The organism is Chromobacterium sp., assembly GCF_041912965.1.
Lineage (GTDB): Bacteria > Pseudomonadota > Gammaproteobacteria > Burkholderiales > Chromobacteriaceae > Chromobacterium > Chromobacterium aquaticum.
This window is the reverse complement of sequence record NZ_JAYSGF010000017.1, coordinates 1-12,555: the sequence shown is the minus strand read 5'-3', so window position 1 is coordinate 12,555 and position 12,555 is coordinate 1. Positions and strand designations below refer to the sequence as shown.

Sequence of the window (12,555 nt, the reverse complement as noted above, 5' to 3'; positions counted from 1 at the left end):
CCGACGCGCAGCAGGTCGTAAAGCAGGTTCTAAGGCCCGCCGCCGCTTTTTGGGTTCATGCAAGGAGCAAACGATGGCTTTCAGCAGCACTTCGTATTTCATCACCTCGGCCTATTTCCCGGATTACGCGATTGTGGCCGAGGATTCGAGCAAGGGCTCCCGGCTCAGCCTGCAGCCGTTCCAGAACAATTTCGCCGCCTTGTTCAATATCGATTTCGACCAAGGCTTGTTCGCCTTGGCCACCAGCGGCAATCAATTGGTGATCGCCGCCAATGAAGTGGCCGACGGCTCACCCTTGCAACTGGATCTGCTGCCGGAGCCCGCGCTGCCCAGCCAGCGCTGGGATGTGTTCTCCCAGCCCGGCAACATCGTCAGTCAGGCCGATCGCACCCTGGCCTTCGGCTTCGGCATGGAAAAAATCTTCCCGCCGGCCTTGCGGCTGCGCAAACTGCATCCCGGCCGGCCGCCAATGTGGATTCTGCGGCCGCTGACCGCGCCTGGCGCCTGAGTCCTCGGCGCCCGCCGTGCCTGGCGTCATGGCGCGGCGGCCTGGTCAGGAGCGCAGCAGCTGCTCGCGCACCCAGTCGGCGGCCAGGCCCAGCGGCCGCCGCCGCGACCACACCAGATCGATATGGCGCGCCTTGGGCCAGCCGGGCGCGCGCAGCTCATGCAGCCGGCCGGCGCCGAAGGAGTCCGCCAGCCAGCGCGGCAGTTCGGCCCAGCCGGCGCCGAGGATCGCCATTTCCAGCAGCATCAGATAGCTGGGCGCGAACCAGCAGCGCCGGCTCAGCGTGTCCGGCTTGCTCTCGGTGTAAGTGTTCAGCCGCAGCTCGCGGTGGAGGCTCAGCGCCTGGCGGTCCGCCAGCTCCAGCGCCGCCAGCGGATGGCCGCGCGCCACGTAGAGCGCCACCTCGCTGACCTCGCCCAGCGTGGCGTGGCCGATATCGGCCGGGTATTGCTCCTGCGCCGCCATGCAGCCCAAGTGGGCGCGTCCGGTCTGGATCAAGTCCAGCACATCGTCCTGCTCGCCCACCAGGCATTCCAGCTCCAGCGCCTCGAACTGCTGTTCCAATTGCCGCGTCACCTCCTGAAAGCGCGAGGACTGATAGGTGTCGGACAACACCAGGGTCAGCCGCGGCTCCAGCCCGGCGGTCAGCAATTGCGCCTGCTGGTTCAATTCATCGCCTATCGCCAGCATCTGCCGCGCATAGCCCAGCAGGTGGCGGCCGGCCTGGGTCAGCGCCGGCTGGCGGCTGCCGCGGTCGAACAACTGCACCGCCAGGTCGATTTCCAGATTGGCGATGGCCTCGCTGATGGTGGACTGGCTCTTGCCCAGCCGCCGCGCGGCGGCGGAGAAGGAACCCAGTTCGGCGGCGTTGGCAAACGCCGCCAGCGCGTCTAGCGACATGCTCATATCGGTTTCTCCGATTTAATCCATCTTTATCCTATCCGAAAAACCAATAAAAATCGCGTCATTGTCTTGCTAATCAAGCCGCGGCGCAGCAGATCGCAAACTGCTGCCAAGCGCCGTGGCGGATCAAGGAGAATCGATGCAAGTAAAGAAATCCTGGCTGGAACGCGCCTTCTACGCCGTGACTTACGAACTGTGCGCCATCAGCCTGCTGATGTTGTTGGCCACGTTGCTGCTAAAGCAGGACACCGCGCAGATCGGCGTGCTGGCGCTGATGATGACCAGCGTGGCGATGTCGTGGAACATCGTGTTCAACAGCCTGTTCGAACGCTGGGAGCGCCGCCGCGGCTGGGCGCGCACGCCGGCGCTGCGCGTGGTGCACGCGCTGCTGTTCGAGGGCGGGCTGGTGATCCTGCTGGTGCCGCTGGCGGCGTGGTGGCTGCAGATCAGCTACTGGCAGGCTTTCTTGCTGGACATCGGCTTTTTCCTGTTCTTCCTGCCCTATACCTTTGTCTTCAACTGGCTGTACGACGGGCTGCGCGCCAGCCTGCTGCGGCGCCTGAGCCGCGCGCGCGCCGGTCTGGCTTGATGTATCGGTTTTGCCGATGTTTATTATTTTTCAACCATCCGAAAAACCAATCAGAATAGCGGCTGTCCTTATACGGTCATGATTGGGAAATAACATGAACAAACAAAAATCCTGGCTGGAACGCGGCTTCCACGCCGTGATGTACGAACTGTGCGCGATGGCCCTGCTGGTGCCGCTGGCCTCCCTGGTGATGGAACAAAGCCTGCTGCACATGGGCGCGCTGGCCTTCATGATGTCGACCGCGGCCATGCTGTGGAACGTGGTGTTCAATATGCTGTTCGACCGCCTGGAAGCGGCGATGGGCTGGAGCCGCACCGTGGGCGTGCGCAGCTTGCACGCGCTGATGTTCGAAGGCGGGCTGGTCTTCATGCTGGTGCCGCTGGCGGCCTGGTGGCTGAACGTCAGTTACTGGCAGGCCTTCCTGCTGGATTTGGGCTTTTTCGCCTTCTTCCTGCCTTACACTTATGTATTCAACTGGCTGTACGACACGCTGCGCGCCAAGCTGCGCGAGCGCGGCGGCAAGCCCTGCGCCGAACTGGAGTCTTGAATGAAAACCTGGTTGTTCCTGGCCGTCGCCATCGTCAGCGAGGTGATCGCCACCTCCTCGCTGAAAGCGTCCGACGGCTTTACCCGGCTCGGCCCGTCCTTGCTGACCGGCGCCGGCTATGTGCTGGCCTTCTACATGCTGTCGCTGACCCTGCGCCAGATCCCGGTGGGCGTGGCCTACGCGCTATGGTCCGGCGTCGGCATCGTGCTGGTTTCCATCGTCGGCTGGGTGCTCTACGGCCAGAAGCTGGACGCGCCGGCGATGATAGGCATGGGCTTGATCATCGCCGGGGTGCTGGTGATGAATCTGATGTCCAAGTCGGTGGCGCACTGATAAGGTTCGCGTCAAGCCCGCCGTGAGCGGGGAGGGCGCAGCGCAAAAACCGGCCGGATGATTCCGGCCGGTTTTATTTTGCGCGATAGCGCCGCTCAGTGGGTGTTGGGATTGTGATAAACCGGCTTGCCGGCCAGCCAGGTCTGATGCACGCGAATGTCGCGCAGCGATCCGGCCGGCACCGCCGGGTCCAGCGGGTCCTGTTCCAGGATGGCCAGGTCCGCCAGCTTGCCCGGCTCCAGCGAGCCGACGATGTGGTCCATATGGCACTGCCAGGCCGCGTCCAGCGTCACCGCGCGCAGCGCGGAGACGCGGTCCAGGCATTCCGCCGGGTTCAGCGGCTGCTGCTCCGGGTCCGCCTCCATCACTCGCGTCACCGCTTGCTCCATCATCCGCAGCGTGCCCAGCGGCGACACGAAGTGATCGGAATGCAGGCTGATGCGCAGGCCGGCCTGGAGCGCGGATTGACAGCGGTCCAGCATCTGGGCGCGCTCGCGGCCCAGGATGGTGGTCTTGAATATCTGGCCCCAGTAGCCGACATGGCCGATCAGGAAGCTGGGCGACAGCTTCAGCCGCGCCATGGTGGCGATGCTGGCGTCGCTCAGCAGCGAGCAATGCTCGATGCGCGAACGCAGCGTCAGCTTGGGATTGAGGGTGCCGTCTTCGCTGGTCTTATCGAACAGCGCCAGCTCGAAGCTGGCCAGCACATAGTCCAGCGCCTGGTCGCCGTTGGCGTGCACCAGCACCGGCCAGCCGGCGTTCAGCGCGCGTTGCAACTGGGCGGCGAAGGTGATCGGCGGCTCGAAGTTGAACAGGCCGCGCGGCGAGACGCCGGGCACGCGGTGCTCAGCCGCGCAGCAATAATCCTCCGACTGGTAGCCGGTCAGGCCCTGGTTGGAACCGTCGGCGATCAGTTTCAGCGCGCGGACGCTGAAGCGGTCGTCGTCGTGCTTGTTATGGTTGAGCTGATAGGTTTGCAGCCACTGCTCCTGCAGCCAGTCCGGGTTGCCGTATAGCGCGGCGCCGATGCGCACCGGCGCCAGCGGGCTTTGCGCAAAGGCGCGCACCAGGGTGATTTCCAGCGGCCCCAGGCCGGCGCCCAGGCCGGCGTCGAACAGCGTGGTGATGCCGTTGGCGGCGGCGTCGTTCAAAATCTCCTGCACCTTGCCCAGCAAATGCGGCGCGGCCAGGCCGGGGATCACCGCCAGCACCTTGGCGACGTCGGACTCGGTGGTCACGCCATTTTCCTTGGGGTCCAGCCCGGCCAGTTTCACCGCCGCGGAGTTGGCATAGCCCAGATGGCCGGAGGCGTTGATCAGGAAGATCGGCACCTCCGCGCTGATGCCATCGAGGAAGTGGCTGTCCGGCTCTTTCCAGGGGCTCATCAGCGACGGATCCACGCCGAAGCCGGTCAGCCAGCGCGGCGCGCCGCTGACAGTGTGGCCGCTATGGCTGGCCAGCTCGCCGCGCAGCTGTTCCGCAACCCAGTCCAGATTGTAGCCCGGCCGCAGGACCTGACCCTGGAAGGGGCTCAGATTGATCCAGTTGCGGTACAGCGCGCTGGGCAGGATGTGCATGTGCGGATCTATCATGCCGGGCAGCAAGGTCTTGCCGTGCAGATCGATGCGCTCGGCGCGCGGCTGGGCGCGCATATCGGTTTCCACCTGCTGCAGGCTGCCCACGGAAACCACCTTGCCGTGGGCGATGCCCAGCGCGTCTACCCGGCTGGGCTGGCCGCCTTGCAAGGTGTAGATGGTGCCGCCATGGAAGATGGCCGCGTCCTGGTGCAGCGCCAGCTTGGCGCGTTCCGCGGCGACGCGGACCAGATTGGCCAGGCTTTCGGTCCAGTTGTGGTGTTGCAGGGCGTCCAGTTGCATGGACAGGCTGGGCAAGGTGCAGCACGCGCAGCCGGGCTGATGGGGTTGGGACATGAGGCGCTCCTGTGCATGGCGTCATGATTGACGGCGCGGCGACGCCGCGCACAGGATAATGCTATGCCATTTGCAATATTGCGTGGCTGACAAAAGCTGAGCAAAGCGGCCGCGCCTGAGCGCTGCATCACCGCCGTGCGGCAGACCTTGAACAGGTTCTCAGGCCGGCGGCGCCGTCTCCGTCGCGCAACCCAGCTTGGCATGCAGATGCACCGGCGCGCCGGAGCGCCAGGTCTGCAACACCGCGATATCGCGCAGATTGCTCAGCGCCGGGTCCAGCGGGTCCTGCTCCAGCACCACCAGGTCCGCCAGCTTGCCCGGTTCCAGCGAGCCCACCAGATGGTCCATATGGCATTGCCAGGCCGCGTCCAGCGTCACCGCGCGCAGCGCGCTGAGCCGGTCCAGCCGCTCCGCCGGGTTCAGCGCCGGCTTGGCGCCGGCCTGTTCCGGCGCCGCCTCCATCGCGCGGAAGATCGCCTGCTCCATCATGCGCAGGCCGCCCAAGGGAGTGACGAAGTGGTCGGAATGCAGGCTGACGCGCAAGCCGGCGCGCTTGGCGGACAGGCAGCGGTCCAGCAGCTTGGCGCGCGCGTCGCCGAGTATCGTCTGCTGGAACGCATGGCCCCAATAGCCGACATGGCCGATCAGGAAGCTGGGCGACAACTGCAGCTGCGCCATCTGCGAGATATGCTCATCGGTCAGCAGCGACGCATGCTCGATGCGGTGGCGCAGCCGCTTGCCGACGCAATCCGGCCGCGGCGGCGCCGACGGGTGGTTCAGCGCGTGCTCGTAAGCCTGCAATACCTCGTCGATGGCCTTGTCGCCGTTGGCGTGCACCATGGCCGGCCAGCCGTGCTCCACCGCCTGCAGCAAATGCGGCGCGAAGGTGCTGGGCGGGCGGAAATTGAACAGGCCGGTGGCCGGCACATTGGGCACCTGATGCTGCGGATAGCATTTATAGGCCTCGCTCTGATAACCGGTCAGCCCCTGATTGGAGCCATCCGACACCAGTTTCAGCGCCTTGATGCTGAAACGCTTGTCCTCCACGCCGTCCAGGTCCGGGCGGAACATGCGCGTCCATTCATCCATCTGCCGGGTTTCATTGGCGAACAGCGCGGCGGCGATGCGCACCGGGTTCAGCGCCGTCTGCGCCACCAGCTCCAGCAGGATCACCTCCAGCAGCCCCTTGCTGGAGCCCAGGCCAGCGTCGAACAGCGTGGTATTGCCCATGGCGGCCGCCTGGTGCAGCACCTGGTCTATGCTGGCGAGCAGGGCGGCCGGAGACGGCGAGGGCAGCGCCGGCATCATCTGCAATACCTGCTCCTCCACCAGCACGCCCTTGCATTCCGGGCTAATGCCGGCCTTGGCCAGCGCCGGCGCATTGGCGTAGCCGATATGGCCGGAAGCGTTCATCAGGAAAATCGGGTGCTTGTCGCCAAACTGCGCGAACCAGTCCAGGTCCGGCTCGGTCCAGTCCCGCATCAGCGAAGGGTCGATGCCGAAGCCCAGCACCCAGGCGGGGCCGTCCTTGGCCTTGTGCTGCTTTTTGGGATCGGCCAGCGCCGCGCGCACCGTGTCCACCACCCCGGCGATGCCGTAGTCCGGCCGCAGCCGCTGGCCGGCGAAGGCGCCGACATACTGCCAGGTGGCGAACAGCGCGCTGGGCAGGATGTGCATGTGCGGATCGACGAAGCCGGGCAGCAGCGTCGCCCCCTCCAGGGACATCTCCTCCGGCTTCTTGAAACCGGCGGCGCTCATCGCCTGCTGCACCTCCTCGCGGGAACCGGTGGCCACGATGCGGCCCTTGGCGATGCCGACGGCGTCCACCGTCTGGCGGCCGCTGCTGGCCAGGGTGTGGATGGGGCCGCCGTAAATGATCAGCGTTTGCGGCGGCGCGGGCGGCAATCGCTTCTTTTCCTGCTGGCGGATCAGCCGCTTGGCCTCATCCTGCCAGTCCGGACGCTCGAACAACTCATCGTTCAGCTGCGCCAACAAGGGGAGGGAGCAGCAGGCGCAGCCTGGTCCGTGCGGATGACGATGGCTCATGGCGGATATCCGGTTGAAGCGCCGGCTCCGGTGGTAGCGCGGGGCAGCGCGGAGAGTACGGAAAAAGCGATGTCATTATAGTTGGCGCCCCGGCGCAAAAAAATGTCGAACTGGCCATTCGGGCGGGGGCGGGCGGGGGGCTTATCGGGCAGGGCGCGCGGAAGCCGGCGGGCTTTGCACCCGCGCTCAGCCGCCGCACACCTGATTGCGGCCATGCTGCTTGGCGTGGTACAGCCGCTCGTCCGCCAGCTTCAGCAAACGGCTGATCTCCGGCATGTCCGACGCCGCCACGCCTATGCTCACCGTGTAGCGCAGCCCGCCCTTGACCGTGGTCAGAATGCAACTTTCCAGCGCCACCCGCAGGCTTTCCAGCCGGCACACCATGTCCAGCTCGATGGGACAGGGGCTGAGGATCACGAACTCCTCGCCGCCGAAGCGCGCGACGATGCCGTCCGGGAAAAACTGCTCCATCAGCCGCGCGGTATTGCAGATCACCTGATCGCCGACATCGTGGCCGTATTGATCGTTCACCTGCTTGAAATGATCAATGTCCAGCACCGCCACCCCGTAGCCGCTTTTCAACTGCATCACCTGCTCGAAAAAATGGCGGCGGTTGGACAGCCCGGTCAGCGGATCGCGGTCCGCGGTTTCCTTCAAGGACTCCAGGTTCTCCACAAACTCCACATTGCGGGTGATGCGGCAGAAGAACTCCTCGAAATTGAACGGCTTTTGCAGGAAATCATCCGCCCCGGCCTTGATGAAGCGCGTGGTCATGGTGGGGTCCTGGTTGCCGGAAATGCCGATGATGGCCAGGCGGTCGTGGTCCAGGAAGCGGCGTATCGTGCTGGTCATGCGCACCCCGTCCATGCCCGGCATATCGTTGTCGCTCAGCACCAGCTTGATGTGCTTGTCGCGGTGCAAGATCTCCAGCGCCTGCTTGGCGTCCTCCGCCTCCAGCACCTGGTAGCGGTGGCGCTCCAGGTTCTCGCGCAGAAACTGGCGGTAAGACGCGGAATCGTCCACCACCAACACCTTGATGCCCGGGTTCTTGCGGATGCGGGTCAGCATCCGCATCACATAATCAAAAGCCGCCGGGCTCTCCTTGCTGACGTAATCCACCACCGGCAGCTGCAGGATGCGGTCGCGCACCTCGCCGTCGTTGCGCGAAGTCAGCACGATGGTGGGAATGGCCTGCTGGAACAGCAGCGGCAAATGCTCGCCGCCGGGCGAATCCGGCAAATTGTAATCCGCCACCGCGGCAAGGAAAGACTGGCCGGACGCCAGCGCCTCGCGCACCTCCAGCAGCGAACACACCGGCACCGGCGTAAGGCCGATTTCCTCCACCATGCGGCACAAGGGGCGGATCAACACCATGCTGTCCTCGATCACCAAAACGCGCGTTTCTTCGCTCATCGTCCGCTTATCCCGTTGCTGCTGTCTGATCCGCCTGCGCCGGTTCTCGGAGAACGCCCCAAAACCGGGTATAATCGACCCATTTTTTCCATTCTAGAAGAACTACGATTCATCACCATGGAACTTGCCAAAAGCTTTGAACCCGGCGACATCGAACGTCGCTGGTACGATCAGTGGGAACAGGCCGGCTACTTCAAGCCCAGCATGGACACCGCCAAACCGTCCTTCGCCATCCAGCTGCCGCCGCCCAACGTCACCGGCACCCTGCACATGGGCCACGCCTTCAATCAGACTATTATGGACGGTCTGACCCGGTATTACCGGATGAAAGGCGACAACACCTTGTGGGTGCCCGGCACCGACCACGCTGGCATCGCCACCCAGATCGTAGTGGAGCGCCAACTGGCAGAGCAGGGCGTCAACCGCCACGAGCTGGGCCGCGACGCCTTCACCGCCAAAGTGTGGGAATGGAAAGAGCAATCCGGCGGCACCATCACCAGCCAGATGCGCCGCGTCGGCTGCTCCGTGGACTGGGACCGCGAATACTTCACCATGGACGACACCCGCGCCGAAGTGGTGACCGAAGTCTTCGTCCGCCTGTTCGAACAAGGCCTGATCTACCGCGGCAAGCGCCTGTCCAACTGGGACTCCAAGCTGGGCACCGCCATCTCCGACCTCGAAGTGATCTCCGAGGAAGAAGACGGCCACATGTGGCACATCAAATACCCGGTGGTGGGTAGCGATGAGTTCGTCACCGTCGCCACCACCCGTCCGGAAACCCTGCTGGGCGACGTGGCCGTGGCCATCGCCCCGGACGACGAACGCTATCAGCACCTGCTGGGCAAGCAGCTGGAACTGCCGCTTACCGGCCGCCAGATCCCGGTGATCGCCGACGAATACGTGGACAAGGAGTTCGGCACCGGCTTCGTCAAGATCACCCCGGCGCACGACTTCAACGACTACCAAGTGGGCAAGCGCCACAGCACCCAGCTCATCAACGTGATGAGCCTGGAAGCCAAAATCCTGGCCAAGGCGCAGATCTTCGGCTTCGACGGCAGCGCCCAGGGCGTGATCGAACTGCCGGCCGCCTACGCCGGCCTCAGCACCCAGGACGCGCGCAAAGCCATGCTGGCGGACCTGCAAGCCCAGGGCTATCTGCTGGACACCAAGCCGCACAAACTGATGGTCCCGCGCGGCGACCGCACCGGCACCGTGATCGAACCGCTGCTGACCGACCAATGGTTCGTCGCCATGGACAAAGTGGCGCTGGACAAAGACGGCAATCCGGACCCCACCGGCCAGTCCATCGCCGCCAAGGCGATTGAAGCCGTGGAAAGCGGCGAAGTGCGCTTCATTCCGGAAAACTGGGTCAACACCTACAACCAGTGGATGAAGAACATCCAGGACTGGTGCATCAGCCGCCAACTGTGGTGGGGCCACCAAATCCCGGCCTGGTACGACGAAGACGGCAACATCTACGTGGCCCGCAGCGAGGCCGACGCCCAGGCGCAAGCCCCGGGCAAGACCCTGCGCCGCGAACAAGACGTGCTGGACACCTGGTTCAGCTCCGCCCTGGTGCCGTTCTCCACCCTGGGCTGGCCGCAAGACACCCCCGAACTGCGCGCCTTCCTCACCTCCAACGTGCTGGTGACCGGCTACGAAATCATCTTCTTCTGGGTAGCCCGGATGATCATGATGACCAAGCACTTCACCGGGAAGGTCCCGTTCCGCGACGTCTACATCCACGGCATGGTGCGCGACCACGAAGGCAAGAAGATGTCCAAGTCCGAGGGCAACGTCATCGACCCGGTGGACCTGATCGACGGCATCGCGCTGGAACCGCTGGTGGCCAAGCGCACCACCGGCCTGCGCCGCCCGGAAAAAGCCCCGGCCATCGCCAAGGCCACGGAAAAACTGTTCCCGGAAGGCATCCCGGCTTACGGCACCGACGCGCTGCGCTTCACCATGGCCAGCTACGCCACCCTGGGCCGCAGCGTCAACTTCGACTTCAAGCGCGCCGAAGGCTACCGCAACTTCTGCAACAAGCTGTGGAACGCCACCCGCTTCGTGATGATGAACGTGGAAGGCAAGGACTGCGGCCAGGACGAAAGCCTGCCGCTGGAATACTCCTTTGTTGACCAGTGGATCATCGGCCGCCTGCAACAGGCCGAGATCGACGTCACCAACGCGCTGGAAACCTACCGCTTCGACATCGCCGCCCAGACCATCTACGAATTCATCTGGAACGAATACTGCGACTGGTACGTGGAACTGGCCAAGGTGCAACTGCAAACCGGCAACGAAGCCCAGCAGCGCGCTACCCGCCGCACCATCGTCCGCGTGCTGGAAGTGGCGCTGCGCCTGACCCACCCGCTGATGCCCTTCATCACCGAAGAGCTGTGGCAGACCGTGGCCCCGCTGGCCAACGCCAAGACCACCCCGTCCATCATGCTGGCCCCGTGGCCGGTGGCGGACGCCGCCAAGATCAACGCCGCCGCCAACAGCCGCATGGACGCGTTCAAGGACATGGTCAACGCGGTGCGCAATCTGCGCGGCGAAATGGGCATCGGCCCGGCCGTCAAAGCGCCGCTGTTCATCGAAACCGGCGACGCCACGGTGGCGGACTTCGTGCCCTACCTCAAGCTGCTGGCGCGCCTGACCGAAGGTTCCATCGTGGCCGCGCTGCCGGAAGACGACGCCCCGGTGGCCATCTCCGGCGACGCCCGCCTGATGCTGAAGGTGGAAGTGGACAAGGCCGCGGAAACCGCGCGCCTGAGCAAAGAGCAGGGCAAGGCGGAAGCCGAACTGGCCAAGCTCACCGCCAAGCTGGAGAAGCCGGGTTATGTCGACAAAGCCCCGGCCCATCTGGTGGAGCGCGACAAGGCGCAGTTGGCCGAGTTGAACGACAAGCTAGACAAGATCAAGGTGCAGTTGGCCAAGTTGGCTTGAACTTAAGCCTGATCTGGAAGTGAAGAAACCCGCCGAGAGGCGGGTTTTTTAATTTGGTTGAAATTGTTGCAGGCAATTAAATGGATGAAATTGTATGTCATATGCAATATAATTTCATGTTTGTTTTTGTATTCTAGGGTGGGGTTAATATGGGTGATTTGGGTGAGCTAATAGCTTCTTTGCGAAGTTTTAAAAATCAATCATTAGATGAGCGGCTAACCGCATTGGTTGGGGAGTTGGCTGATCTTTTGGAAAGTGGGCGTGAGAATGTTGCCCGTTTGCATGTGGTTGCTGAAAATGATTTATTTGTTTTCGATGATGAAAACTCTTATGCGGAATCCGTGGCCAAGTTTGCATGGCCCTACTTCTTGGATGGTTTGGAAAAAGATTCTGGAAGGCTTTTGTCAACATCTAATAATGCGGTAATGCGCTATATTACATGGGCTAAAAAATGTACGGGATCACCAAATGTGGTTTTTTTTCTGAATCAGATGGTTGCTGAATGGTTGGCTAATAAACGTAAAAATGATGATGAAGAGTTGAGTTCAAACTTTGAAAGTTTAAGAGTGAGTGTAAGTGCGAGTGAGGGACGGTTTGATAAGCTTGCACAAGAGCATCATTTGGCGAAAAAAGAATTTGACTCGCTAGTTGTTAAATTGCAGGGCTTTTTGGGGAGCGCTAATTTTGCTAGATTTTCCGAGGGATTTACTGATTTAATAGCTAGTGTTGAAGAAAGAAATGCTGCAGAACGGAGACGTATGTTATGGCTGGGATTGCTGATGTTGTTGATTCCAATTGTGGGCTTATTTTTACCTTTTTGGTCTAGTGATTCTGGGTGGGTAGGGTATTTATTGCATGCGCTCCCTCTTGCTACTTTTGAGCTGATTCTGTTTTACTTCTTTAGAATGTCTTTGATGGATTGGAAGAGTACGTCGGGACAGGTTCTTCAGTTGAAAAATAAAAAATCATGTCTCCAATTTATTGAAACATATATTGATTTTAAGAAGGAAAGGGGTGATGTTGGGTTGGAGAAGTTTGAGGCGTTGATTTTTTCTGGTGTTGTGGCTGATGAGGCGAAAATACCTTCTGTTTTAGATGGTTTAGATCAGGTGGTAAACGTGCTAAAGGCATTAAAGTCCAGTAAGTGATGCATTGTGGCATCCGCTACGCGGATGATGATTTAGGGCCGGTTCCGCTCGGCGAACGGAAAGGGGAATTTGCGCGGCCAAATTCCCCTTTACCCCAAAGGCCGCCCTGCAAGCCTGGCCTGCGGCTTCCCGCCGGGCCCCGTCAGGCCCGAGGCGCGGCTGAACTCGCAGCGCGCTAACGTCGCGCT

The 12,555-nt window shown here is 62.3% G+C and carries 10 protein-coding genes; 6 read left to right on the top strand and 4 right to left on the bottom strand.

All coding sequences use genetic code 11. The annotated features are described in order from the left end of the window. Positions 1-73: 73 nt before the first annotated feature. On the top strand, positions 74-508 hold the full coding sequence (locus ACE3QM_RS11100; RefSeq protein WP_048409700.1) for a hypothetical protein: 435 nt from the start codon (positions 74-76) through the stop codon (positions 506-508). A gap of 45 nt (positions 509-553) precedes the next feature. Here the strand turns inward: ACE3QM_RS11100 and ACE3QM_RS11095 are convergent, their stop codons facing one another. Next, complete coding sequence (locus tag ACE3QM_RS11095; protein WP_048409699.1) at positions 554-1,414, bottom strand: LysR family transcriptional regulator; 861 nt, start codon at positions 1,412-1,414, stop codon at positions 554-556. Positions 1,415-1,550: 136 nt separating this feature from the next. Between ACE3QM_RS11095 and ACE3QM_RS11090 the strand changes: the two genes are divergently transcribed. The 3 genes from ACE3QM_RS11090 to ACE3QM_RS11080 all read left to right on the top strand — a co-directional run bounded on the left by ACE3QM_RS11090 (position 1,551) and on the right by ACE3QM_RS11080 (position 2,880). Beyond that, on the top strand, positions 1,551-2,000 hold the full coding sequence (locus ACE3QM_RS11090) for a multidrug/biocide efflux PACE transporter (protein WP_048409698.1): 450 nt from the start codon (positions 1,551-1,553) through the stop codon (positions 1,998-2,000). Between the two features lie 94 nt (positions 2,001-2,094). Next, positions 2,095-2,547 (top strand): multidrug/biocide efflux PACE transporter, encoded by a 453-nt coding sequence (locus ACE3QM_RS11085; RefSeq protein WP_231462671.1) that lies wholly within the window; start codon positions 2,095-2,097, stop codon positions 2,545-2,547. Next, positions 2,548-2,880: a multidrug efflux SMR transporter gene (locus ACE3QM_RS11080; RefSeq protein ID WP_231462672.1), complete on the top strand. Its 333-nt coding sequence runs from the start codon at positions 2,548-2,550 to the stop codon at positions 2,878-2,880. Positions 2,881-2,975: 95 nt separating this feature from the next. Here ACE3QM_RS11080 and ACE3QM_RS11075 read toward each other — a convergent pair whose 3' ends face one another. The 3 genes from ACE3QM_RS11075 to ACE3QM_RS11065 all read right to left on the bottom strand — a co-directional run bounded on the left by ACE3QM_RS11075 (position 2,976) and on the right by ACE3QM_RS11065 (position 8,270). After that, positions 2,976-4,811 (bottom strand): amidohydrolase, encoded by a 1,836-nt coding sequence (locus ACE3QM_RS11075; RefSeq protein ID WP_374421854.1) that lies wholly within the window; start codon positions 4,809-4,811, stop codon positions 2,976-2,978. Between the two features lie 159 nt (positions 4,812-4,970). Next, complete coding sequence (locus tag ACE3QM_RS11070) at positions 4,971-6,857, bottom strand: amidohydrolase (protein ID WP_374421852.1); 1,887 nt, start codon at positions 6,855-6,857, stop codon at positions 4,971-4,973. A gap of 186 nt (positions 6,858-7,043) precedes the next feature. Next, positions 7,044-8,270 carry a diguanylate cyclase gene (locus ACE3QM_RS11065; protein ID WP_048411111.1) on the bottom strand — a complete coding sequence of 409 codons (1,227 nt, stop codon included), beginning with the start codon at positions 8,268-8,270 and terminating at the stop codon, positions 7,044-7,046. A gap of 117 nt (positions 8,271-8,387) precedes the next feature. Between ACE3QM_RS11065 and ACE3QM_RS11060 the strand changes: the two genes are divergently transcribed. Next, complete coding sequence (locus tag ACE3QM_RS11060; RefSeq protein ID WP_374421848.1) at positions 8,388-11,219, top strand: valine--tRNA ligase; 2,832 nt, start codon at positions 8,388-8,390, stop codon at positions 11,217-11,219. 149 nt (positions 11,220-11,368) lie between these two features. Further along, positions 11,369-12,367, top strand: a complete 999-nt coding sequence (locus ACE3QM_RS11055; protein ID WP_374421846.1) for a hypothetical protein — start codon at positions 11,369-11,371, stop codon at positions 12,365-12,367. Positions 12,368-12,555: the final 188 nt, after the last annotated feature.

Bases quoted from the DNA above. Each gene is read 5' to 3' on its own strand.
- ACE3QM_RS11100 (WP_048409700.1), top strand. From the start codon at position 74: ATGGCTTTCAGCAGCACTTCGTATTTCATCACCTCGGCCTATTTCCCG.
- ACE3QM_RS11095 (WP_048409699.1), bottom strand. From the start codon at position 1,414: ATGAGCATGTCGCTAGACGCGCTGGCGGCGTTTGCCAACGCCGCCGAA.
- ACE3QM_RS11090 (WP_048409698.1), top strand. From the start codon at position 1,551: ATGCAAGTAAAGAAATCCTGGCTGGAACGCGCCTTCTACGCCGTGACT.
- ACE3QM_RS11085 (WP_231462671.1), top strand. From the start codon at position 2,095: ATGAACAAACAAAAATCCTGGCTGGAACGCGGCTTCCACGCCGTGATG.
- ACE3QM_RS11080 (WP_231462672.1), top strand. From the start codon at position 2,548: ATGAAAACCTGGTTGTTCCTGGCCGTCGCCATCGTCAGCGAGGTGATC.
- ACE3QM_RS11075 (WP_374421854.1), bottom strand. From the start codon at position 4,811: ATGTCCCAACCCCATCAGCCCGGCTGCGCGTGCTGCACCTTGCCCAGC.
- ACE3QM_RS11070 (WP_374421852.1), bottom strand. From the start codon at position 6,857: ATGAGCCATCGTCATCCGCACGGACCAGGCTGCGCCTGCTGCTCCCTC.
- ACE3QM_RS11065 (WP_048411111.1), bottom strand. From the start codon at position 8,270: ATGAGCGAAGAAACGCGCGTTTTGGTGATCGAGGACAGCATGGTGTTG.
- ACE3QM_RS11060 (WP_374421848.1), top strand. From the start codon at position 8,388: ATGGAACTTGCCAAAAGCTTTGAACCCGGCGACATCGAACGTCGCTGG.
- ACE3QM_RS11055 (WP_374421846.1), top strand. From the start codon at position 11,369: ATGGGTGATTTGGGTGAGCTAATAGCTTCTTTGCGAAGTTTTAAAAAT.